14 protein-coding genes and 1 riboswitch are annotated in these 22,395 nt (G+C 68.2%); of the genes, 5 read left to right on the forward strand and 9 right to left on the reverse strand.

Annotated features, from left to right (window positions below):
* The first annotated feature begins 162 nt into the window (after nucleotides 1-162).
* Nucleotides 163-825 (forward strand): maleylacetoacetate isomerase, encoded by a 663-nt coding sequence (gene maiA / locus BLP83_RS09475; protein ID WP_091241835.1) that lies wholly within the window; start codon nucleotides 163-165, stop codon nucleotides 823-825.
* Between the two features lie 375 nt (nucleotides 826-1,200).
* Nucleotides 1,201-4,248 carry a TonB-dependent receptor domain-containing protein gene (locus tag BLP83_RS09480; RefSeq protein ID WP_091241838.1) on the forward strand — a complete coding sequence of 1,016 codons (3,048 nt, stop codon included), beginning with the start codon at nucleotides 1,201-1,203 and terminating at the stop codon, nucleotides 4,246-4,248.
* An 848-nt stretch (nucleotides 4,249-5,096) separates the two neighbouring features.
* Here BLP83_RS09480 and fabB read toward each other — a convergent pair.
* A complete protein-coding gene (fabB, locus tag BLP83_RS09485; protein WP_091241841.1) occupies nucleotides 5,097-6,326 on the reverse strand; it encodes a beta-ketoacyl-ACP synthase I in 1,230 nt (409 codons plus the stop codon).
* Nucleotides 6,326-6,835 (reverse strand): 3-hydroxyacyl-[acyl-carrier-protein] dehydratase FabA, encoded by a 510-nt coding sequence (gene fabA / locus BLP83_RS09490; RefSeq protein WP_091241844.1) that lies wholly within the window; start codon nucleotides 6,833-6,835, stop codon nucleotides 6,326-6,328. The genes fabB and fabA overlap by 1 nt, the downstream gene beginning before the upstream one ends.
* 219 nt (nucleotides 6,836-7,054) lie before the next feature.
* Nucleotides 7,055-7,187, forward strand: a riboswitch (SAM riboswitch).
* Nucleotides 7,188-7,275: 88 nt separating this feature from the next.
* Here fabA and metX point away from each other — a divergent pair.
* Together metX and metB are read left to right on the forward strand one after the other, a co-directional pair.
* Entirely contained in the window at nucleotides 7,276-8,322 is a 1,047-nt protein-coding gene (gene metX, locus BLP83_RS09495; protein WP_091241847.1) for a homoserine O-succinyltransferase MetX, read from the forward strand.
* On the forward strand, nucleotides 8,322-9,491 hold the full coding sequence (gene metB, locus BLP83_RS09500; protein WP_091241849.1) for a cystathionine gamma-synthase: 1,170 nt from the start codon (nucleotides 8,322-8,324) through the stop codon (nucleotides 9,489-9,491). The genes metX and metB overlap by 1 nt, the downstream gene beginning before the upstream one ends.
* A 215-nt stretch (nucleotides 9,492-9,706) precedes the next feature.
* On the opposite strand, the gene BLP83_RS09505 is transcribed toward metB, so the two are convergent.
* The 6 genes from BLP83_RS09505 to BLP83_RS19240 form a co-directional block, all read right to left on the reverse strand.
* Nucleotides 9,707-11,593 carry a DUF11 domain-containing protein gene (locus tag BLP83_RS09505; RefSeq protein ID WP_091241852.1) on the reverse strand — a complete coding sequence of 629 codons (1,887 nt, stop codon included), beginning with the start codon at nucleotides 11,591-11,593 and terminating at the stop codon, nucleotides 9,707-9,709.
* Nucleotides 11,594-12,217: 624 nt separating this feature from the next.
* Nucleotides 12,218-13,402: a methyl-accepting chemotaxis protein gene (locus BLP83_RS09510; protein ID WP_091242046.1), complete on the reverse strand. Its 1,185-nt coding sequence runs from the start codon at nucleotides 13,400-13,402 to the stop codon at nucleotides 12,218-12,220.
* A 127-nt stretch (nucleotides 13,403-13,529) separates the two neighbouring features.
* Entirely contained in the window at nucleotides 13,530-14,600 is a 1,071-nt protein-coding gene (locus tag BLP83_RS09515; RefSeq protein WP_091241854.1) for a protein-glutamate methylesterase/protein-glutamine glutaminase, read from the reverse strand.
* A gap of 1 nt (nucleotide 14,601) precedes the next feature.
* Nucleotides 14,602-15,201 carry a chemoreceptor glutamine deamidase CheD gene (cheD, locus tag BLP83_RS09520; RefSeq protein ID WP_091241857.1) on the reverse strand — a complete coding sequence of 200 codons (600 nt, stop codon included), beginning with the start codon at nucleotides 15,199-15,201 and terminating at the stop codon, nucleotides 14,602-14,604.
* The gene (locus tag BLP83_RS09525; protein ID WP_091241860.1) at nucleotides 15,198-16,052 is read right to left on the reverse strand and encodes a CheR family methyltransferase; all 855 of its coding nucleotides are present in this window, start codon (nucleotides 16,050-16,052) and stop codon (nucleotides 15,198-15,200) included. Before BLP83_RS09525 ends, cheD begins: the two co-directional genes overlap by 4 nt.
* A 190-nt stretch (nucleotides 16,053-16,242) precedes the next feature.
* The gene (locus tag BLP83_RS19240) at nucleotides 16,243-19,053 is read right to left on the reverse strand and encodes a methyl-accepting chemotaxis protein (protein WP_176764099.1); all 2,811 of its coding nucleotides are present in this window, start codon (nucleotides 19,051-19,053) and stop codon (nucleotides 16,243-16,245) included.
* Between the two features lie 235 nt (nucleotides 19,054-19,288).
* Here BLP83_RS19240 and BLP83_RS09535 point away from each other — a divergent pair, with 235 nt between their 5' ends.
* Nucleotides 19,289-19,651, forward strand: a complete 363-nt coding sequence (locus tag BLP83_RS09535) for an energy transducer TonB (RefSeq protein ID WP_176764100.1) — start codon at nucleotides 19,289-19,291, stop codon at nucleotides 19,649-19,651.
* A 234-nt stretch (nucleotides 19,652-19,885) separates the two neighbouring features.
* On the opposite strand, the gene BLP83_RS19245 is transcribed toward BLP83_RS09535, so the two are convergent.
* Nucleotides 19,886-22,369: a methyl-accepting chemotaxis protein gene (locus tag BLP83_RS19245; RefSeq protein WP_091241866.1), complete on the reverse strand. Its 2,484-nt coding sequence runs from the start codon at nucleotides 22,367-22,369 to the stop codon at nucleotides 19,886-19,888.
* Between the last annotated feature and the right edge of the window lie 26 nt (nucleotides 22,370-22,395).

Consider the following 22,395-nt stretch of genomic DNA (forward strand, 5'->3'; position numbering starts at 1 on the left):
CTCCTGAACAGTCATCGGCATCTGCCAATGCCACGAGGTTTTCCACCGTGCCCGGCGCCTCGTCGCCTCGCTCCTCGTCCGGGGCGGAGTGCCGGTTGCCTCGGCCCTGCCGAGGCGCGTAGATTTTGTGAGGTCGATCACGCCTGATTCGGGAGCGGCACAATGAGCGAGATGCTGAGCCTCTACAGCTACTGGCGATCCAGCGCCGCCTACCGGGTACGAATCGCCCTTCATCTCAAGGGCTTGGCCTATGCGCAGAAGCCCATCCACCTGCTCAACAACGGCGGCGAGCAGCGCAGCGCCGAGTTCCGGGTGGTCAACCCGCAGGCGCTGGTGCCGGTGCTGTTGGACGGCGAACGCGCCATCCGCCAATCACTGGCCATCATCGAATACCTCGACGAGAGCTTTCCCGCGATCCCTCTGCTGCCCGCGATGGCACGCGATCGAGCTCGCGTCCGCGGCTTGGCTCAGCTGATCGCCTGCGACGTGCATCCGCTGGCCAACCTGCGGGTGCAGCAGTACCTGGAGCGTGAGCTCGGGGTGGACCAGGCCGGGCGAGAAACCTGGTCCCGACACTGGATCGCCGAGGGCCTGTCCGCCTTCGAGGCGCTGGTCCGCGACAACCCCTCCACCGGGGAGTACTGCGAAGGCGAGCTGCCCTCGCTGGCCGACTGCTGCCTGATCCCGCAGCTCTACAACGCCCGCCGCCTGCAGATGGATCTGTCGCCCTATCCGACCCTGCTGCGGATCGAAGCCAGCTGCCTGGCCCTGCAGGCCTTCCAGCAGGCGGCGCCGGAGCGCCAGCCGGATGCGCCTCAGGCCTGAGGGCTGCGGTCTGGAGGCCCGGGGCAGGGGGCGGCGGCGAGTGCGGGCCAAGCGCCTGCAATCCGAGGGAGCGAGGCCGGCGGGTTTGTCGACCGGAGGGGGGCGTTTGATCGCCCTTTCCGCTGGCCCTGTTCCGCTCCTTGGAAGTCATCCTTTCGTCGACGGCGGTTGACGAATTCTTAACCTTGGCTCTATAAAGCTGCGCCGCTGCTTCTAAATGGCAGCATCGCGTAAGGCACTGCTTCGTCGGGCAATCGTCCGTATCGGCGCAGGGTCATACAGGGGAGTCCAAGCCCCCTCGCCCTCGCAGGTGGAGGGTTCGTACGGACACGACAACGGCCCGCGCGCAGCGCCGGGCGCTACTGGGGATCACCAATGAAGAAGAAGTTGCTTGTAAACGTTCTGCAGCTGAGCCTGCTGCAGCTCGCGTTTGCGCCCGTCGTTCTCGCGCAGGACACCGCCGAGGCGGAAGGTCAGGAAGCCGAGGAGGCGCGCACCCTCGATACCATCCAGGTCACCGGCTCGCGCATCCCGCGCGCGGGTTTTGACACCCTGGAGCCCGCCACCTCGATCAGCCGCAGCGCCATCGACGCGCGCGGCATCACCAACATCGCTGACATCCTCAACGAAGGCCCGACCTTCGGCGTCGGCACCACCCCCGAGGCGGGGCAGTCCAGCTTCGGCGTCGGCGTGAACTTCGCCAACCAGTTCGGCCTCGGCTCCGCGCGTACGCTGAGCCTGATCAACGGCCGTCGCGTCGTGTCCTCGAACACCCCGACCATCTTCGGGCCTGCCGGTCCGGGCCTGCAGGTCGACCTGAACATTATCCCCGTGCAGATCGTCGAGCAGGTCGACAACCTGACCATCGGCGGTGCGCCGACCTACGGTTCCGACGCGATCGCGGGCACCGTCAACATCATCACCCGTCGTGACTACGAAGGGGCCGAAGTCAGTTCGACCATCGGCAGCACGGAAGAGGGCGACAACCTCCGCCGCAACATCAGCGCGATCGCTGGTTCCAGCGTCGGCAACGGCCGCGGCAACATCATGGTGTCTGCCAGCTTCGACGACGTGGAAGGCGTGCTGCTGGCCGATCGCGACTGGGGTGCGGCGGCGTTCTCGTTCCGCGGCAATCCCTGCGCCAGCACCGTGCCGGCTGGTCGCGATGCCGCCACCGATGGTCGCGTCAACACCGGCATTCCGTTCCAGACCTGTTCGCCCTCGCCGGCAACCGACGGCATCCCGAACTCGGTGCTGATCCGCAATGACCGTTTCAACACCTTCACCGCGGGTGGCCTGATCCTCGGCCGCAACCTGCAGTTCGCTCCGAACGGCGACATCGTTCCCTTCGATCCGGGTGTGCGCTTCGGCACCAATGCCGGCACCGCCACCAACTCCTCGGGCGGCGACGGTTTCAATCTGTCCGAAACCGCGCAGATCACGTCGGACGTGACCCGCCGTTCCGGTACCCTCAACTTCACCTACGACCTGACCGACGACCTGCGCTTTTTCGCTGAAGGCCTGACCTACAGCGCCGAGAGCCTGGAGTTGGTCGACCAGTCGATCTACAACGTCAACCTGTTCGGCGGCCTGAGCGCACCGATCGGGTTCAGCTCGCAGTATCCGCTGCTGAGCGCCCAGAACCGCAGCGCCCTTGAGGCCGCCGGCATCACCAGCTTCCAGCTCTCGCGCGCCTCGCGTGACCTGGTCGAGAACAATGCCCGCGCCGAAACGGACTTGTATCGCGTGGTGCTGGGTTTCGACGGCAGCTTCGAGCTGGGCGGCCGCTTCTTCAACTGGGAAGTCTCCGGCAACCAGGGCAAGAGCGAGTCGACCTTCTTCCAGACCGTGCTGAACCAGCAGGCCTTCGTCAACGCCCTGAACGTGGCGGTGGTCAACGGCCAGGTCGTCTGCTCGACGACGCCGACTCCGGGTCTGACGATCCCCGGCGGCGGTACCCCGCGTGCCGACGCCAACTGCGTGCCGCTGAACCTGTTCGGCGAAGGCGCGCCCAGCGCTGCGGCCCGCAACTACGTCACCGACGAGGTGCTCACCAACACGTCGCTCGAGCAGACCATCTTCAACGCCAACCTTGGCGGTGAGATGTTCGACATGTGGGGCGGCCCGGCGGCCTTCAACGTCGGCTTCGAGCGTCGCATCGAGCGCGGCAACTTCCAGCCGGACTTCTTCCAGCAGCAGGGCCTGGGCCGCGCGGTGCCGATCACTCCGCTGGTCGGCTCCTTCAGCACCAAGGAAATGTTCGGCGAGTTCGTCCTGCCCTTCATTGATGGCGGCCGCGACCTGCCGATGCTGAAGCGCTTCGACATCACCGGCAAGTTCCGTCGCGTCGACAACACCGTCAACGGCAAGTTCGACGCCTACACCATCGGCTTCCAGTACAACCCGATCGAGGATCTGGAAGTGCGCGGCAACGTGACCCGCTCGCTGCGCGCGCCGGCCATCACCGAGCTGTTCACCCCGGTGGCCGAGATCTTCACGACGGTGCCGGACCCCTGCGACAGCCGCAATGTGGCCGGCGGCACCAACCCGGCGGTGCGTCAGGCCAACTGCGCCGCGTTCTACCAGGCGTTCAACCTCGACCCGAACGATTTCACCTCGGTGGCGGTGAATGCGACCATCCGCGGCGTCACCGGCGGTGATCCCAACCTGCAGAACGAGGACAGCAAGGCCGAGACCGTCGGCCTGGTCTGGTCGCCGTCCTTTGTCGATGGCCTGCGCATGTCGGTGGACTGGTACAAGATCGACATCGACGATGTGATCTCGAACCTCAACGCCACCGCGATCGCCACCGGCTGCTTCGACAACCCGGACTTCAATGCCTCCGACGTCCGCAATGCCAATGTGTTCTGTTCGCGCATTCGCCGCACGGCTGACGGTCAGATCGATGGCATCACCACGGGCTTTGTCAACGGCGGCTTCCTCGACTTCACCGGTTGGCAGTCGCAGGTCCTCTACACCAAGGACCTGTCGGATTGGGGCTGGAGCATCGGTGGTCGCGGCACGGTCGCCCTGACCGCGTTCAAGCTCAACCGCCTCGAGACCTCGACCAACAATGTCGTCACCGACGTCAATGCCGGCGAGTTGGGCAACTCCGAGTACCGCGGCCAGCTGAGCCTTGCCTACGATCGTGATCGCTGGGGTGTGAACTGGCAGGCCGACTACACCGGCGCGGCGGTGATCAACGTCAACAACACCGCCGAAACCCAGGACATCCTGGGCGCGGGCGCCTACTGGCTGCACAACGCTGGTGCCAACTTCAAGATCAGCGACCAGGGCGTGCTGCGCTTCTCGGTGACCAACGTGTTCAACGAGGATCCGCCGATCCCGACCCTGGGTCTGTCGGCTGGTGCGTATGACATCCTCGGCCGTCGCTACACCCTGTCGATCAACTGGAAGTTCTGATCGAGCAGTGCATCGCGCCGGTGCTTTCCTGGCCGGCGCAAACACACAGGGCCCCGCAAGGGGCCCTGTGTGTTTTCGGTTCCCGTCCGCGTCGAGGCGGTCACGCGCCGAGCAACGCGCTCCGCTTGGCCTGGTTCGGCCACTGCGATCACCCCTCGCAGCCCTGATGTGGCCGAATCGCGGGTCGAACACCTCGATGAGCGCCGCGTCGAGCCGGGCTCGGTTTTCCCGCCCGCGACGGCTTGCCTGCGCAACCGGTTCATTCGTTGCGAGCGTGAGGGCGCCCTTGTCTGATTCCGCCCCGGGCCTGTGTTCGCAACCAAACGACCGTGGTGCAAGCAAGGTGTCGCCTCAGCAGTCCGCGCGTCGGCAGGAGCCGGCGAAAATTCGGAGCTGGCGAGATTCCGGGAAGATTGCGCGCGGCTGGCTGTCGCGAAGCAGGATGGAACCGAGCGTCACGGAACTGCTGAGATCAGGCTCTTCGCGGTTTCCGTGCTGGTCGCGTCGCCCTACGGGATAGGCACATCTGCGAGCCTGTTCGTCGATTGCGCACTGAACGTCTTCGGTGGGCCCTGAGGCGTGGGTGCCAGCGACCCCTGTGCGTACAGGGCGCGACAAAGTTTCGAGGTCCCGGCATAGCGGGGACCTCGGGTGTCAGCGGCGACGCTCAAAGCGTGTGAATAAACCCAGACGCCGTAGCGAGGGCGTCTCTGGGCGTTCGTGGCAAAGCGGGGTGCGCGAATTCAAGGGAGTTTGGCGGGTCAAATGACCGCGGAATTCGCGTAGCGCGCTGCCGCCACGGGCGGCCAGAGGCGGCCGCAATAGGCGGAGGGTTTCTTCACAGGCTCTCAGTATTCACCGTTGCTGGCCGAGCTCAGAACCAGGCAGGCGTTGGTCCCGCCGAAACCGAAGCTGTTGGACAGCACGGTACGCACAGGCGACTCCCGCGTTGAGCGCAGAAGGGGCGAGTCGCCCACGCCTTCGTCGGGCGTCTCCACATTGGCCGAGCCGGCCATGAAGCCACCTTCGAGCATGGCCAGACAATAGATCGCCTCGTGCACGCCGGCCGCGCCCAGTGAATGGCCGGACAGCGACTTGGTCGACGAGAACGGCGGCACGGCCTCGCCGAACACCTCGCGCAGGGCGCGCAGTTCGATCAGATCGCCCAGCGGCGTCGAGGTGCCGTGGGTGTTGATGTAGTCGATGGGCTGCGCCAGACCGTCGATGGCCTGGCGCATGCAGGCGACCGCGCCCTCGCCCGAGGGGGCGACCATGTCGGCGCCGTCGGAGGTCGCACCGTAGCCGACGATCTCGGCGAGGATGCGCGCCCCGCGCGCCTGGGCGTGCTCCAGCGACTCCAGCACCAGCGCACCGCCGCCGCCGGCGATGACGAAGCCGTCGCGGTCGGCGTCATAGGCGCGCGAGGCGGACTCGGGCGTGTCGTTACGCTTGGTCGACAGGGCGCCCATGCCGTCGAACAGGCTGGCCATGCCCCAGGAGTTCTCCTCGCCGCCACCGGCGAACATCACGTCCTGCAGGCCCCAGGCGATCTGCTGGGCAGCGGCACCAATGCAGTGCGCGGAGGTCGCGCAGGCCGAACTGATCGAATAGTTGATGCCGCGCACCTTGAAGCGCGTGGCGACGCAGGCCGACACCGTCGAGGCCATGGTGCGCGTGACCTGGTAGGGTCCGATGCGGCGTACGCCGCGGCTGCGCAGGGTGTCGGCGGCTTCGATCTGGTGCGCCGGCGAGCCGCCGCCCGAGCCCATGATCAGGCCAGTGCGCGGGCTGCTGATCTGCGCGGGCATGAGACCGGCCATGGCGATGGCGTCGTCGAGGGCGACGCTAGCGTAGGCCGCGGCGTCGCCCATGAAGCGGCGGTCGCGGCGGTCGATGCGGGCATCGAGATCGATCTCCGGCACACCGGCGATCTGGCTGCGCAGGCCGGCCTCGACGAACTCCTGGCAGCGGCGGATGCCCGAGCGGCCCGCGCGCAGGTTCGCGCTGACCGTGGCCAGATCATTGCCCAGGCAGCTGACGATGCCGGCCCCGGTGATGACTACGCGGCGCGGAAACATCAGAAGCCCGAGGTGTCGGTGAACAGGCCGACGCGCAGGTCGCTGGCCGTGTAGATCTCGCGGCCGTCGACCGACATGCGGGCGTCGGCGACGATCATGTTGAGCTTGCGGCGGATCACCCGCTTCACGTCAATCTGGTAGCGCACCTGCGTGGCGGAGGGCAGCACCTGGCCGGAGAAGCGCACCTCACCGACGCCCAGCGCCCGGCCGCGGCCGGGCAGGCCCTGCCAGGTCAGGTAGAAGCCCGCCAGCTGCCACATCGCATCGAGCCCGAGGCAGCCCGGCATCACCGGATCGCCGCGGAAATGGCAGTCGAAGAACCACAGGTCCGGGCGGATATCGAGCTCGGCCTTGATCTCGCCCTGGCCGTGCGCGCCGCCCTCGTCGGTGATCCGGGTGATGCGGTCGAACATCAGCATGGGCGGCAGCGGCAGACGCGCCTGGCTGCCCTCGAACAGGCGGCCTTCGCCCGAGGCGATCAGCTGGTCGCGATCGAAAGAATCGAACATGTGTTCCGGATCCGGGATGCGCCGCAGGACGCGGCGGGCCGGGCATTATCCTTGAAACGGGAACAAGTGTTCACCGAGTCGGCACAGGAGATCGACGCACGGCGCCCCGAAACGCCCCGGCGAGCGCCGCGGGTCGGCGCAAAGTCCACGTGGGAATATTCATCGCTTGATCGCGATGAAAGGATTGACAGCTTCCGGGGGCGCCTGCAGACTGCCGCACAGCCATCAAGACCGGCAGAGGGACAGGCCCTTTGAAGCCGGGGCAACCTGCAGGCGCGCAACGCGCCCAGCAGGTGCCAAATCCTGCGGCAGGCGCGCGTCCTTACCGGCGCGCGCAGCCGGAAGATGGGCATGTCGCGCAGGGCTTCTCGCCCGCCGCCATGAATCGCTTCCGACCCTGCCTCCGGTCCTGATGGATCACCGTCCTCCCGGAGCGCGCCATGTCCCTTGCCTCTGCCGAAGCCTGCGCACCTGCCCACAGCGAGCCCGACTGTTGCGGGCTTGAACCGAAATCACGTTTGCCCGTGGGCGGACAGGACTGCTTCGAGTTCGATCTGGAGATGCGCCACGCGGGCCCACGCCGCGTGCGCCTGCGCGTGGAGTGGAGCGGCGATCCGCGCCTGCCTGCCGTGTGGGTGGCCGGCGGCATCAGCGCGCACCGGCACGTCTGCGCCAACCAGACCGATGCCCAGCCCGGCTGGTGGCAGGAGCTCGTCGATGCGCATCCGGCGCTCGACCCGCAGCGCCACTGCCTGATCGCCTGCGACTGGCTGGGCGCCGAGGGCGACATCGACGCGCCGATCAGCAGCGAGGACCAGGCCGATGCCATCGCCCGCGCGCTGGACCTGCTGGGCATCCGTCGCCTGCGCGCCTTCGTTGGCGCGTCCTACGGCGGGATGGTCGGACAGGCCTTCGCGGCGCGCTATCCCCAGCGTCTGGAGCGCTTGATCTGCCTGTCGGCAGGACCGCGCCCGCATCCCTTCGCCTCGGCCTTCCGCGCCCTGCAGCGGCAGGTGGTGGCCCTGGGCCAGCTGCAGTGCGCCGACCAGCTCGGCCTGTCGCTGGCGCGGCAGTTCGCGATGCTGAGCTACCGCAGCCCGGCCGAGTTCGCCCAGCGCTTCGATGCGCCGACCGAGCTCAGCAACGGCCGCGCGCGCAGCGCGTCCGAGGCCTATCTCGCCAGCTGCGGCAGCCGCTACGCCGAACGCTGGAGCGCGACGGCATTCCTGCGCCTGTCCGAGTCGATCGATCTGCACGCAGTCGAGCCCGCGCAGATCCGCGTGCCCGCGCATCTGCTGGCCGTCAGCGGCGACTGGCTGGCGCCGCCCGAGGACTTGCAGGCCTTCGCCGCCGCCATCGCCGCCCCCGCGCAGTTCGAGTGCATCGACTCGCTGTACGGCCACGACGCTTTTCTCAAGGAAACCGACCGCGTGGGTTCGTTGCTCGCGCGCGCCCTGTCTGCCCCGAACGCCAACGAGGTGCACTGATGAGCCGCCACGCCCCTGCCACTGTTGCTGCACGTGCCGGCATTGACCGCGATCCCGCCTTCGGCGCCGTGGTGCCGCCGCTGGTGCTGTCGACCAACTTCAGCTTCGCCGGCTTCAACGAGAAGCGCGAATACGACTACACCCGCAGCGGCAATCCGACCCGTGATCTGCTCGGCGAAGCCCTGGCGGAACTCGAAGGCGGCGCGGGCGGCGTGGTGACATCCAGCGGCATGGCCGCCATCACCCTGGCCCTAGCCCTGCTGGAGCCGGGCGATCGGCTGGTCGTGCCGCACGACTGCTACGGCGGCAGCTGGCGTCTCTTCAATGCGCTGGCGAAGAAGGGACACTTCGAACTGGTGGTGGCCGACCTGACCTGTCCGCGCCAGCTGGCCGAGGCGCTGGCGAAGCCGCCGAAGCTGGTCTGGATCGAAACTCCCAGCAACCCGCTGCTGCGCATCACCGACCTGCGCTTCGTCATCGAAGCCGCACATCGTGCCGGCGCGCTGGCCTTGGTCGACAACACCTTTCTCTCGCCCGCGCTCCAGCGACCCATCGAGTTCGGTGCCGATCTGGTGCTGCACTCGACCACCAAGTACATCAATGGGCACAGCGACGTGGTCGGTGGCGCGATCGTCGCCGCCACGCCCGAGCTGCATCAGCGGCTGACCTGGTGGGCGAACTGCCTGGGCCTGACCGGCAGCCCCTTCGACAGCTTCCTGACCCTGCGCGGTCTGCGTACGCTGGAGCCGCGCCTGCGCTGCCATGTCGAGAACGCGCAGGCCCTGGCCGAGCTGCTGGATGCGCATCCGGCGGTGAAGGCGGTGCACTATCCGGGCCTTGCCTCGCATCCCGGGCACGCGCTGGCCCTGCGCCAGCAGAAGAACGGTGGCGCGATGATCTCCTTCGAGCTGGACGGCGGCGAGGCGGCGGTACGCGCTTTCCTCGACGGCCTGCAGTGCTTCACCCTGGCCGAATCGCTGGGTGGCGTGGAGAGCCTGATCGCGCACCCGGCGACGATGACGCATGCAGCGATGAGTGCGGAAGCGCGCGCGGTGGCGGGCATCGGCGATGGCCTGCTGCGCCTGTCGGTGGGCATCGAGTCCAGCGAGGACCTGGTCGCCGATATCACGGCTGCCTTGCGGCGTGCCGAGCGCGCGCGGGCGGCCTAGAAGAGCTTGAAAGGCCCAGGCCAGAGCGTCTGAGCCAAAGGACGCTGTGCTCACGCCCGAATCGTGAGGCGAAGCATGGGGCCTTGATCGCGGAGATCCCTGAAGGACGATCACAGCCTCTCCAGACGGGCTTCGTCTCTCATCTGGCTGACGGGCCCAAAAGGAAACGCCCGCCGGAAGGCGGGCGTTTCCTTAGTGGCGCTGGCGCGCTGTTCTCAGTGCTCGCGGCGTCCGAAGGCCAAGCCGCCGACGGCGAGCAGGCTCAGCACCAAGGCCAGCAGGCCCACTGCGTTGAGACTCGGCACCACCGCCGGGCGGGCCGCCGCGACGGGCGCACCCGAGAGGCTGGAAGCGGCGGCGTTGTTGGTCGTCACCGGGTCCGTCGTCGAAGAGCTCACGCTCGAGCTGACGCTGATCGCTCCGCCTGCCGAGATGCTCGTGTTGATCGTGCAACTGGCGCTGGCCCCATTGGCCAGGGCGCCGACCGCCCAGGTGACGGTCTGGCCGACCGCGGTGGCGCCGCAGGTGCTGTTGACGAAGCTCAGCTGCGCGGGCAGGACAGTCGAAACCGTAACGCCACTGGCGGCCCCCGGGCCTGCATTGGCCGCGGTCAGCGCCACATCGACGCCATTGCCCACCAGCTGCGCACCGACCGGCGTGAGCGTCTGGGCGATCGAGAGATCCGCGTTCGGCGGAGCCACGCACACCGGCGAGCTGGGCAAGCTGACGTCGTCGATACTGAAGTTGCTCGAAGTCCCTGCCGTGCCGCTGGTGGATTCGAAGCGCACCGCCTGCGTGCTTCCCGCCAGCGCGCTGATGTCCACGCTGGCGAGTGCGTATGCGGTGGCACCGCACTCAGCGGACGACGCATCGCGACGCCAGAGCTCGGTGCCGCCCACCGTCAGGCGGATGAAGTCGTTGGCACCGGCGCCAGCCGCGCAGAGGCCCAGGCGGTAGCCGAAGCTCAGCGTCGTCGCGCCCGCCGGGATGGCCACCGACTGCTCGGCCACGCCCACTTCCAGCGCGCCTGCGCCACCGAACCACATCCACTGCGATCCAGTGCGCGGGCCGGCCGTACCGCCGCCCGTGCCGCAGCCGGCCTCGTCACACAGCGGGCTGCCGTAGTTGGTTGAGCTTTGCGTCCAGGCCGGCGCGCTCGGCGCTTCGAAGCTGCCGTCCACGATCAAGTCGCTACCGCCGTTGCTGTGGGTTGCGGTGTTGTTGGCCGGATTGGGATCCGTCTCGGTGCCGCTGATCGAGGCCGTATTCACCACGGTGCTGCAGGTGAGCGAATCGCGCGACACCGTCAAGGTGCAGCTCGTGCTGCCGCCGTTGGCGAAAGCGCCGATCGGCCAGGTGACCGTTTGCCCCGCTGCGGTCGCGCCGCAGGTGCTGGAAACAAAGCTGACGCCCGCCGGAAGGGTATCGGTGACGGTCACGCCGGTGGCGTTGTCGGGGCCGGCGTTGCTGGCGGCGAGCACGTAGCGGTAGGTGCCGCCGTTGACCACGCCGTCCGGCGCGCTCTTCGTCAGGCCGAGATTGGCAGAGGGGCCGGCGCCGACCAGGCTGATGCCGCCCGGGCCGGTGATCTCGTTGTTGAAGCTGCCGGTTTCGCCGTTACCGAAGGTGGTGGTGACCAGCACATAGGTCGTGCCGGTGGCCAGCGTCTGGGTGATGCGCGACAGCGCGCCGAGGCCAGCCGTGTCGTCGTTGTAGGCGATGCAGTTGGTGAGCGGCGAGGCGGCGCTGAAGCTGCCTTGGTAAAGCACCATCACCGTATCGATCGCGGGTGCGGTGTTGAGCACCGTCAGCGTGTAGCTGCCCGCGGTGTCGACCGTGAAAGACTGCTCGTGGAAGGCCACTGCGGTGCCCACACCTGACAGGCTGGCGCAGCCGCTCGGCCGATTGAAGGTGGGACTCGCGGGCAGGGTGCCCGGATAGCTCACGGTGGCGGCGATCGTCGAAGTCATCTGCACCACCGGCGCGCTGGCCGGCTTTTCAGTGGCGGGCGCCAGCTCTGGCGCGCTGCGTCGGGTGCTGTCGGCGTGCACTCCAGCCGCAAAAAGAAGGGCGGCGGCTGCCGGAATCCAAGGCTTGAACATTGCGGTCTCTACTCCCCAGTGAGCGCGCGAGTGCGCATAGGCGGCCGCGATCGTCCGCTTGGCGGCGACCCGGCACAAAGCTTATGGTCATCAACGAATTGCCCCCACGGCAGCGCCCGCGAACTCCTTCGCGTGCCCCGGTCGTCGACTTCCCCCTCCGCGCGGCGTGTTCACGCGCGGACCACGTTGGAGACTAGTTTTGTGTTCTTGGACACGCAAGCGCCGCAGCGTCGCCGCAGGCCAGGGCGCGTGGGGCTGCGTCTTGCTGGAGCCGCGGGTTTCTTGGCTTTGCGGGCCCTGGGGCCCTATCCGCGGAGAAATGTGAAGAAAGTTGAGCTGAAGCGGAGGAGGTGCCGGGTGAGTCCGGGCCCCGGCGAACGGCGCCGACGACCCACGTCGACCACAGGGCGGGCGGTCGGCTCAAAGCGCGGGTTTCAGGCTGCTGCACGCGGCTGGCCGAGCCGGAAGGTCTGCGGAGACGGGACAGCGATGCCCGGCAGACGCACGGAGCATGACCCCGGCCTGGTGCTGCAGGGCAGGCTGCGGGCTAAGGTGGAGCACGACTGCACAGTTCGCCTTTACTGCGGGCGCCGGGCAGCGGCCAGCGCCAACCCCCTACGCGGCCTAGAACAGATCGACGCCGCCCGCGCCCATGTCGGTTTGCGACACCGGCTTGTGCGGCATCGGCTGCCAGTTGTCGCGCAGCTCGCGCAGGCGGCGGTGCAGGTCGTTCAGGGCTTCGAGCTTGCGGTGGCTGCTGGCGCCGGCGCTGGAAGCCAACAGCTGCTGCAGGCCGGTGGCATCGCGGTTGATGGCTTCGAGCCGCTCCAGATGGCGCTCGGCGGCGCCCAGCGCCTGGGTGACGATGTCTTCGAACTGCAGCGAGCGCACGGCTTCCGCCACCGACTGGTCGATCACCCGCGCGCTGCTGGCGACCTCGTTGATGCCGGCGGCCAGGCTGTCGTTGATCTCCTCGACCTGGGAGAACAGCTTGGAGGCCTCGTGGCGGGCCTGCTGGCTGCGGCTCTGGTCGCGGGTGGCCATGTTGGACACCGTCTCGCGCACCTTGTGCACGGCCTCCTTGGAGCTGTTGGCCAGCTTGCGGATCTGTTCGTTGAAGCTGGTCGAGCGCTCCGACAGGCTGCGCACCTCGTCGGCGACCACCGCGAAGCCGCGGCCCGCTTCACCGGCGCGCGCCGCTTCGATGGCGGCATTGAGTGCGAGCAGATTGGTCTGGTCGGCGATCGACTTGACGTCTTCCAGCAGGGCGAAGATGCCTTCGAGATGCTGGGTCATGGCATCGATATGGTTCACGGTCGTCGAGCTCTGCTCGCTGACCTGCTCCAGCGCCGAAGTCAGTTCGCCCATGTGGCGGCTGGCCTCCTGGGCGAAGCGGCGGACATCGATGCTGTTGCTGTCACCGCTGCGGTCGACGATCTTGGCCAGGGTCTGCGTCTGGTGGCGCGCGGTCTTGTTCATGGTCTGGAAGCTGTCGGCCAGCTTGCCGATCGACTGCGCAAGCAGGGCGCGGGTGCGCTGGATCTCCTGCTGGCTGCCGCCGACCTCGCGGCTCACGAACTCGCGCAGCTCACCGAGCAGCTGCTCCTGCTCCTTGACCAACCGGCTCTCGTCCGGCGACAGGGCGAAGGCATTGCGGGAGAACCACCAGCCGAACGCGCCCCAGGCCAGGAACATCGTTGTCAGCAGCGCGAGTTCGAAGGCGAGCGGCCACTCGACGAACTGCGCGACCACGTGCGCGAGGCTGAGCAGCAGGGCGGGGGCGATTCGGATCAGGATGCCGGTTTGCATTGCGGTGTTCCCTTGGACTCGGGCTTCTATCGGCCGCAGGCGCGGTCGACTTGAGCGCTGGTGGATCGCGGCGCCGCGGGCGCCCTCGAGGCTGCTGTCTGCAATGCGCGTTCCACAGCCGCGCGGCTCACGGGCCGCCGCGCGCGGCGCGCCGCGATTCATCGGCCGCGAGCTCAAGCAGGCGACCGGCGATGCGGTTCAGCGGCAGGATCTCGTCCACGCCGCCCATCTTCACTGCGGCCCCAGGCATGCCCCAGACCACCGAAGTCGCTTCGTCCTGGGCCAGGGTGGGAATGCCGACCTGATGCATTTCGAGCATGCCGGCGGCGCCGTCATTGCCCATGCCGGTGAGGATGGCGGCGACGGCGTTGCGGCCGGCCGCCTGCGCCACCGACCGGAACAGCACGTCGACACTGGGCTTGTGTCGGCTGACCGGGGCGTCGTCGCCGATCCGGCACAGCCAGCGCGCGCCGCTGCGTTCGACCCGCAGGTGGTAGCCGCCCGGCGCGATGTAGGCGTAGCCGGGCACGATCTGCTGCCCGTCTTCGGCCTCGCAGACGGCCATCGGTGAGCAGCGGTTCATGCGCTGGGCGAAAGCGCGGCTGAACTCGGCCGGGATGTGCTGGGTGATGACGATGCCCGGCGCGTCCGGCGGCATCATCTCCAGCACCACACGGATGGCTTCAGTGCCACCGGCCGAGGCGCCGATGGCGATCAGTCGATCGGTGGTGCGGAAGCCGGCGGCGCCGCGTGCCTTCGGGCGCTCGGCGCTTCGCGCGGGCGCGCTGCGCGCCTGCACCTTGGCGCGGGCGGCCGATTTGACCCGCGCCGCCAGCTCGCCGGCGTATTCCGTCAAACCTTTGGCGACCTCAAGTTTGGGCTTCGTCACGAAGTCGACGGCACCGAGGCTCAGTGCGTCGAGCGTGACCTCGGCCCCGGCCTCGGTCAGCGAAGACACCATGACCACCGGCATCGGCCGCAGGCGCATCAGGTTCTCGAGGAAGGTCAGCCCGTCCATGCGTGGCATCTCGACGTCGAGCGTGAGCACGTCGGGATTGAGCTGCTTGATCATCTCGCGGGCGACGAAGGGGTCCTGGGCCGTGCCCACCACCTCGATCTCCGGGTCTTCGCCCAGCACGCGCGAGAGCACCTGGCGGACCAGGGCCGAGTCATCGACGATCAGTACGCGAGTAGCCATGTCAGTCGAACAGCTCCACGCCACCCGCACTTGGCTGCTGCTTCAGCTGATTGCGGTAGGCGATTTCTTCGGAGGCGATGGCGGTGTCGTGGGCGTGCGGCAGACGACGCACCAGCACCTTGCCGGTGGCAGGGATGTACCAGACTTTGCGTGGATGAATGCTGCCCAGATCCTGGGCCACCACCGGGATGCGCTCGGCCTTGAGATACGCGATCACGAACTCGGCGTTGCGGGTGCCGACCGGGTTGGTGGTGAAACTCTTCAGCACGTTGCCGCCGCCGAAGACCTTGGCCTCCAGCCGTTCGCGGCGGGCGCCGGCCTTCAGCAGCTCGTTGATCAGCAGTTCCATGGCATAGCTGCCATAGCGCGCCGAGGTGTCATCGGCGTCGCCGCCGTCGGGCAGCATGAAGTGGTTCATGCCGCCGATCCGCAGCACCGGGTCACGCATGCAGGCCGCCACGCAGCTGCCCAGCACCGTGGACAGCGCGATGTCCTTGGAGGTCACGACGTAGTCGGCCGGCATCAGCTTCAGCGCGTCCATCTGCAGCTGTACGTCGAAGTAGGGCATGGGCCCTTTCAGATGGCGCGAGGGCGTGCTCATTCACGGCCTCCTGCAGCCACCGGCGCATAGACGGTTCGGCCGAGGTTCTTGAACAGGTCGGCGGCGTGGAAGAAGCTCTCGCTGTGGCCGGCGTAGAGGAAGCCGTCCGGCTCAAGCAGAGGCTTCATTCGCGCCAGGATCGCGCGCTGCGTCGGCTTGTCGAAGTAGATCATCACGTTGCGGCAGAAGATCACCGCAAAGGTGCCGGAGAGCGGATAGCGCGTATCCAGGAGGTTCAGCGGCGAGAAGCTCAGCAGCCTCTGCAGCGCGGGGTTCACGCGCACCTTGCCGGCATTGGCGCCGGTGCCGCGCTGGAAGAAGGTCTTCTTGCGCGCCTCGGCCATGCGCTCGACGCGCTCCAGCGGATACACACCGCGCTCGGCGGTGGCCAGCACCTGGGTGTCGATGTCGGTAGCGATGATCTCGACCGGCGGCGACAGCGTGCCGAAGGCTTCACAGGCGGTGATCGCGATGGAGTAGGGCTCTTCGCCGGTCGAGGCCGCCGAACACCAGATGCGTACCTTGCCATTGACGCGCTTCATCTTCGGCAGGTGCTCGCGCAGGTGCTCGAAGTGGTGCTCTTCGCGAAAGAAGCTGGTGAGATTCGTGGTGAGCGCGTTGACGAAGTTCTGCCACTCGTCCTCGCCTTCGCGCTCAAGCCAGTCGAGGTAGTCGCCGAAGCTGTCCATGCCGAGTGCGCGCAGGCGTCGCGACAGGCGGCTGTAGACCATGTCGCGCTTGCTGTCGGCCAAGGCGATGCCGGCGCGGGCGTGGATCAAGGCGCAGACACGGCGGAAATCGCGGTCGGCGAACTCGAACTCGCGCTGGCCCTGGGGGATCTCGCTGCTCATCGGCCCTCGTCGGCGGCTGGATCCACGGCGCGATGCCGTGGCGCTCCGTCACTGCAGCAAGCCGCGTGCCGCACCGCGCCGCCGGGATTACGCCGGTGTTCTGGAGGGCGACGCCCAGCAAGCGCCGCAACGCAGGACGGGCGCTTGCGCGCCCGTCCCGGGAGTGTCGCGAATGCCTGCGTGCAGACGTTCAGAACTCGGTCCACTCCATGTCGTCGCTGGCCGACGGCGCGGCCGGACCGGTCGGCGCATTGCGCGAGGGCGCCGGCTTGGCGGGCGCGCGCGATGAGGATGCGCTGCGCGCCGTGGCGGCGAGGGGCTTCAGCGGCCGGGACGGCGTGGCCTTGCCGGCCACCGCCCGCAGCCCGGGCTTGGCGGGTTCGCGCTTGGTCTCGGCGCTGCTCCCGGCGACCGCTGGCGATGTCGACGTGGGCGAAGCCTCGTCGGAACGCGGAGCGGCCACGGCGGGCGCACTACTGCGCATGGGCGGCACGGCGCGCAGGCTGGCCTGGTTGGAGTTCAGACGGAAGCGCGAGACGGCAACGGACAGGGCGCCCGCCTGGTCTTCCAGGGCACGCGCCGAGGCCGAGGCTTCTTCCACCAGGGCCGCGTTCTGCTGGGTGACTTCGTCCATCTGGGTGATGGTGGCATTGACCTGCTCGATGCCGCTCGACTGCTCGGCCGAGGCCGCACTGATCTCGCCCATGATGTCGGTGACACGCTTCACCGAGGTCACGATCTCGGCCATGGTCTTGCCGGCCGAATCGACCAGGCTGCTGCCGGTGGCGATCTTGTCCACGGTGTCGCCGATCAGGGTCTTGATCTCCTTGGCCGCCGCCGCCGAGCGCTGCGCCAGCGAGCGCACCTCGGAGGCCACCACCGCGAAGCCGCGGCCCTGCTCACCGGCGCGTGCGGCCTCGACCGCCGCGTTCAGCGCGAGGATGTTGGTCTGGAAGGCGATGCCGTCGATCACGCTGATGATGTCGACGATCTTGCGCGAGGCGGCATCGATGTCGCCCATGGTGGTGACCACTTCGCCGACCACGCTGCCGCCCTTTTCGGCGACTTCGCCGGCACCGATCGCCAGTTGATTCGCCGAGCGCGCGTTCTCGGCGTTCTGGCGCACGGTGGAGGTGAGCTCTTCCATGCTGCTGGCGGTTTCCTCCAGCGAAGCCGCCTGCTGCTCGGTGCGACCCGACAGGTCGCTGTTGCCGGCGGCGATCTCGCGGGCGGCGGTGTTGATGCTGTCGGTGGCTTCCTTGACCTGGCCGATCAGCTCGCCCAGCGACTTCACCGTGGTGTTGGCCGCCTGCTTCAGCGCGTCGAACTGGCCGCGGTATTCGGCGGTGATGCTCTCGGTCAGGTCGCCGCGGGCCAGTGCATCCAGCACGCGGCCGACATCGCGCAGTCCGGCGTCGCTCACCGCCATCAGGCTGTTCAGGCCCTCGATCATGCGGCGGAACTCATGCTGGAACTGGTTGGCGTCGCCGCGGGCGCTGAAGTCGCCGGCATTGGCTGCCGTCACCAGGCGCTGGATCTCGGCGCTGATCGCCGACATGTTGGTCTTGGTGAGGCGCATCGCCTCGGTGATGCGCTTCTTCTCGCCGGGCAGTTCGGGCATGTCGCCTGAGAGGTCGCCGATGCCGTAGCGCCCCATCAGTTCCACCGCCTGCATCTTGACCTGCAGATGGCCGTCGGCCAGCTCGTTGGTGCCCTCGGCGAGCTTGCGGTACTCGCCTTCGAAGGTCGCGGCGTCGATGCGATGGCTGATGAGGCCGGCCGCATGCTGGTCCGCCATTTCGGTCTGCGCGGCAGCGAAGCGGCGGATGGCGGTGCTGACCGACTCCAGGGCGTTGGCGATCTGGCGCAGCTCGTCGTTGCTGCGCACGTTGACGCGCTCGCGGAACACGCCGCCGGCGAGGTCGTTGGCGGAGGCCGCGATTTCGCGCACCGCGCGGCCTACGCTCTGGGTGAAGCCGAGGAACAGGTAGCCGGCCAGCAGCAGGGCGATCACGATGGCGCCGATCACCAGGCTGCGCTCGGTGCTGAGCGCCGACAGGCGCGATGCGATGCGGTTCTTCAGCATCGGCTCGACGACATCCAGCAGGGCGTAGACCGAGGCGTCGGCGGCCTGGCCCAGGGCGAGCAGTTCGGCCGCGTCCATCTGGATCTCTTCGGCGTCGAGCAAGCCCTCCTTCATGCCCTGGCGCAGGGCGGCGAAGGCGGAATTGACGCCCTCCAGCGGGGCGCGGACGGCATCGAACTCGGTGCCGAGGTCGGCCACCGCACCGCCGAGCGTTTCGAGCGCGTTACCGATCTCGCGGTCCGAGCTGGTCAGGTCGATTCGGTCCTCCACCCAGACGGCCCCGCCGTCGATCACCAGGTTGCCGAGCGCGCGAATGCGCAGCGCGCGGTCCAACAGCAGCGGGCCGTGCGCGGTGACGATCTCGCCGAGCAGCAGGGTGCCCTCCTCGTTGTCGAGGTAGAGGTCGCTTGCCACCTCGAGCACGCTCATGAAGTTGCGCACCTTGGCGATCGCGTCCAGGTCGTGCTGGATGATGGTGTTGATGTCGTCCGAGGGCTGCAGGGCCAGCTCCATCGCCGCCTGCAGCTCCTCGACGGCCTTGTCGAGCCGTGGGTCGGGCGGCAGCTGCTCGCGCACTTCGATGGCCGCGGCGGTGCCGGCTCGCAGCGTGTCGACAATCCGCGGGATCTCGGCCTGTGCCGCGGCGTCGCCGCCCAGCGCGCGGCGCGACTGCGCGGCGTGGCTGGAGATGTCGCGCATCAGGGTGATCGCCTTCGGGAAAGCGGCTTCACCGGTCTGCAGCTGCTGCAGGTGGGCGACCTTGGTGTTGATCTCACGCACCAGTAGCGCCGCCATGATCACCGCCACGCCGACGAAGACGGCGGCAATCAGCATCAGCTTGGAGTTCAGGCGCAAGCGGTCCATGAAGCGGACCGAAGGCGCGGTGGCGACGTGAAGCAGTTCAAGTGGCGTCATGGACGTGGCTCGATCAGGCGTGGGGCCCCGCGAGGGGCGGTCAGGCGTCGGTCGAGGCGGCTGCAAGCGATGTGCCGGTGGCGGCGACGGCGCGTCGGCGCGGCCGCGGGGCGCGACGGCGAACCGTCGGTGATCCGCCGGTACGGGCATTGCACCGTGGATGACGTTCGCAGTTTCGCGAGCGACCGCGCCGCCGGCGCACCCCCTTCCCCAACGTAGATTTCTGGAGACGCCCATGCGCCCCTCTGGTCTTTCACCACTGGCACGCACCCTGTTCCTGGCCCTGCCGATGGCTGCCTGCGCCTGCTTCGCCCTGCCGGCGCTGGCGATGGCCGGCCCGGCGACCCCGCTCAAGACCGACCCGCCGAACTATCCGGCCGAGGCCGCGCGTCGCGGTACCGAGGGCTTCGTCGAAGTCGAGATCGTGATCGGCGCCGACGGCAAGGTGAGCTCGGTCAACGTGCTCAAGGCCCAGCCCGCACGCGTGTTCGAGCGCGAGGCCCTGGCCGCGGTGCGTCGCTGGACCTTCAACCCCGCCACCGAAGGCGGCAACCCGGTCGAGTCGCGCATGCGCAGGACGATCGAGTTCAAGCTCTGAGGCGCCTGGATGTGACCGAAACAGAAAGCCGCCCTGTGGGGCGGCTTTCTTTTTGCTGGGAATGGGTGAACGGGAATCGGGAATCGTCAGAGCGGCTGCGCGTCAGAGCCCGGCATGAGGATGAGCGACTGATGCCTGACAGCTCGTGGGGCTAGGTAATCGCGCGCCATGCGTTGGCATGCCACGCTGTTTGCGATTCCCGATTCCCGATTCCCGATTCCCGATTCCCGGCCCTCAAAGCCTGAACCGCGCCACGTTCTGCGCCAGCCGGCCGGCCTGGTCTTCGAGCGCGCGGGCGGCGGCGGTGGCTTCTTCGACGAGGGCAGCGTTCTGCTGGGTCGCTTCGTCCATGTGGGTGATGGTGGCGCTGACCTGCTCGATGCCGGCAGTCTGCTCGGCGGACGCCGCGGAAATCTCGCCCATGATGTCGGTGACGCGCTTCACCGAGGCCAGGATCTCGGCCATGGTGGCGCCGGCGGAGTCGACCAGCTGGCTGCCGGAATCGATGCGCTGCACGGTGTCCGAGATCAGCTGCTTGATCTCGCGGGCGGCCGCCGCCGAGCGTTGGGCGAGCGTGCGCACCTCACCTGCGACCACCGCGAAGCCGCGGCCCTGTTCACCGGCACGCGCGGCTTCGACCGCGGCATTGAGCGCGAGGATGTTGGTCTGGAAGGCGATGCCGTCGATCACCCCGACGATGTCCTCGATCTTGCGCGACTGCACGTGGATCTGGCCCATGGTGTCGACCACCTGGCGCACCACGCTGCCGCCGCGTTCGGCGACATCGCCGGCGCCGATGGCGAGCTGGTTCGCCGAGCGCGCGTTCTCGGCATTGCCGCGCACGGTCGAGGTGAGCTCTTCCATGCTGGCGGCGGTTTCCTCCAGCGAGGCTGCCTGCTGCTCGGTGCGGGCGGAGAGATCGGCGTTGCCGGCGGCGATCTCGCTGGCGGCGCTGTTGATCGCGTCCACCGCCGTGTGGATATCACCGAGGATGCCGCGGAGCGCATCCGCGGTGGCATTGGTCGAGGCTTGCAGCTCGGCGAAGCGGCCCGAGGCGGCGCCTTCGATCCGCTTGCGCAGATCGCCCTGGGCGATCGCGCCCAGCACTTCGCAGGTGCGGCTCAAGCCGGTGTCTGCGTTTTCCATCAGCGCGTTCAGCGCGTCCACCATCTCGCGGAAGGCATGCTCGAAGCGCGCAGCGTCGCCGCGAAGGTGGAACTCGCCGGCGGCGGCGCCGCGCGACAGGCGCAGGATTTCGTCGCGCATCGCGGTGAGATTGGCGCGCACGCCGTCCACCGCCTCGCTGTAGCGACGCATCTCGCCAGCAAGCTTGGGCATGCTCGGACTCAGGTCGCCGCGCGCGTAGGCTTGGACGACATCGATGATCTGTCCGCTCGTGGCGATATGCTGATCCACCAGCCGATTGACGCCAGAGGCCATGCCGCCAAAGGCACCGCGGTAGCGGCTCGCGTCGACGCGCAGGCTGAGCTCGCCTTCCGCGTGGCGGCGGGCGAGCTCAGCCTGCTCATGCATGAAGGCGCGCAGCAGGTCGCGCATCTGCACCAGGGCCTTGCCGAGCCGGCCCACTTCGTCATCGGACTGGGCCTCGAAGCGCGCATCGAAATCGCCCCTGGCCAGGCGTTCGACCGCCTGTACCGCCGAGGCGAGCGGCTGACCGACCAGGCGACGGATGATCAGCGCGACCGCGGCCACCAGCGCCAGCACGCTGAACAGCCCGATCAGCAGGATGCGGTTGCGCACCTCACCGACGCTGGCCATCACCACGTCCACCGGCGCCGACACCTGCAGCACGAACACATCGCTGCCGGTGCCCACGCGGAAGGGCAGGAACACCTGCAGGGCCTCGCCCTCGATCGCCGCATCCGCTGCGCGCAACTTGACGCGCTCGCCCTGGGCAAGGCGCGGCAGCGCTTCACGCAGGGAGTGCTGAGGCCAGTCACCGCCCAGCAGGTCGGTCTCGGGCGCCGCCATCACTTTGCCGGTCGGCGAGAACAGGCGCAGCACGCCGGAGTCGAAAGGCCGCACCTCCGCCAGCGCGCGCTGCATGCCATCGAGGGTGACATCGGCGCCGGCCACGCCGCGATGCACGCCATCGACCAGGATCGGCACCATCAGGCTGGTCATCAGCACTTCGCGGCCGAAGACCTCGTAGGGATAGGGCTCGAACATCAGCTCGGCGCCGCGCGCGCGGGCGGCGGCGTAGTAGTCCTCGTCCGCGAGATCCGGATCTTCGTCGGGCCCTGCCGTGCCTTCCAGCGAGACCGTGCCGTCGTCGCCCCGCACCCAGTAGATGGAGAGTCGCCCACTGTCCGTGCTGGCAGTGGACTCGCCGGTCGCGAACTCGGCGTCGCGACCGTCGAAACCCTGGGGTTCGAACTCGATCCAGTAGCCCAGCGAATCGGTGTCCTGCAGCGTGTACTGGCGCACGGTCTCGATCATGCGCGCGCGGTCGGGGTCCGACGAAGCGATCTCTGCGCGAACCGATGCGGCCAGCGCCCGGCTCATCACCAGCGGGCCCTCGGCGAGGCGCTGCACGCGGCCGGCCTGGGCCTCGGCGATGGCAATCAACTCACGGTTGGCGGCCTCGGTCTGGGCATCGGACGCCTTGTCCTGGATGAACAGGGTGGCCAAGGCGAAACTGAGCATCGCAAGCGCGCCCAGCAGCAGGGTGGAACGGAACTGGATACTGCGTCGCATCGACGGTCTTCCGCTTCAATGGCGTC

Origin of the sequence: Aquimonas voraii (assembly GCF_900101825.1) — a bacterium.
Taxonomy (GTDB): Bacteria; Pseudomonadota; Gammaproteobacteria; order Xanthomonadales; family Xanthomonadaceae; genus Aquimonas; species Aquimonas voraii.

Excerpts from the sequence above, each read along its gene's own strand:
- BLP83_RS09515 (WP_091241854.1), bottom strand. The coding sequence starts at position 14,600 with ATGGCTACTCGCGTACTGATCGTCGATGACTCGGCCCTGGTCCGCCAG.
- fabA (WP_091241844.1), bottom strand. The coding sequence starts at position 6,835 with ATGTTCGATTCTTTCGATCGCGACCAGCTGATCGCCTCGGGCGAAGGC.
- BLP83_RS09505 (WP_091241852.1), bottom strand. The coding sequence starts at position 11,593 with ATGTTCAAGCCTTGGATTCCGGCAGCCGCCGCCCTTCTTTTTGCGGCT.
- BLP83_RS09510 (WP_091242046.1), bottom strand. The coding sequence starts at position 13,402 with ATGCAAACCGGCATCCTGATCCGAATCGCCCCCGCCCTGCTGCTCAGC.
- BLP83_RS19245 (WP_091241866.1), bottom strand. The coding sequence starts at position 22,369 with ATGCGACGCAGTATCCAGTTCCGTTCCACCCTGCTGCTGGGCGCGCTT.
- fabB (WP_091241841.1), bottom strand. The coding sequence starts at position 6,326 with ATGTTTCCGCGCCGCGTAGTCATCACCGGGGCCGGCATCGTCAGCTGC.
- BLP83_RS19240 (WP_176764099.1), bottom strand. The coding sequence starts at position 19,053 with ATGACGCCACTTGAACTGCTTCACGTCGCCACCGCGCCTTCGGTCCGC.
- BLP83_RS09525 (WP_091241860.1), bottom strand. The coding sequence starts at position 16,052 with ATGAGCAGCGAGATCCCCCAGGGCCAGCGCGAGTTCGAGTTCGCCGAC.
- metB (WP_091241849.1), top strand. The coding sequence starts at position 8,322 with ATGAGCCGCCACGCCCCTGCCACTGTTGCTGCACGTGCCGGCATTGAC.
- cheD (WP_091241857.1), bottom strand. The coding sequence starts at position 15,201 with ATGAGCACGCCCTCGCGCCATCTGAAAGGGCCCATGCCCTACTTCGAC.
- BLP83_RS09535 (WP_176764100.1), top strand. The coding sequence starts at position 19,289 with ATGCGCCCCTCTGGTCTTTCACCACTGGCACGCACCCTGTTCCTGGCC.
- maiA (WP_091241835.1), top strand. The coding sequence starts at position 163 with ATGAGCGAGATGCTGAGCCTCTACAGCTACTGGCGATCCAGCGCCGCC.
- BLP83_RS09480 (WP_091241838.1), top strand. The coding sequence starts at position 1,201 with ATGAAGAAGAAGTTGCTTGTAAACGTTCTGCAGCTGAGCCTGCTGCAG.
- metX (WP_091241847.1), top strand. The coding sequence starts at position 7,276 with ATGTCCCTTGCCTCTGCCGAAGCCTGCGCACCTGCCCACAGCGAGCCC.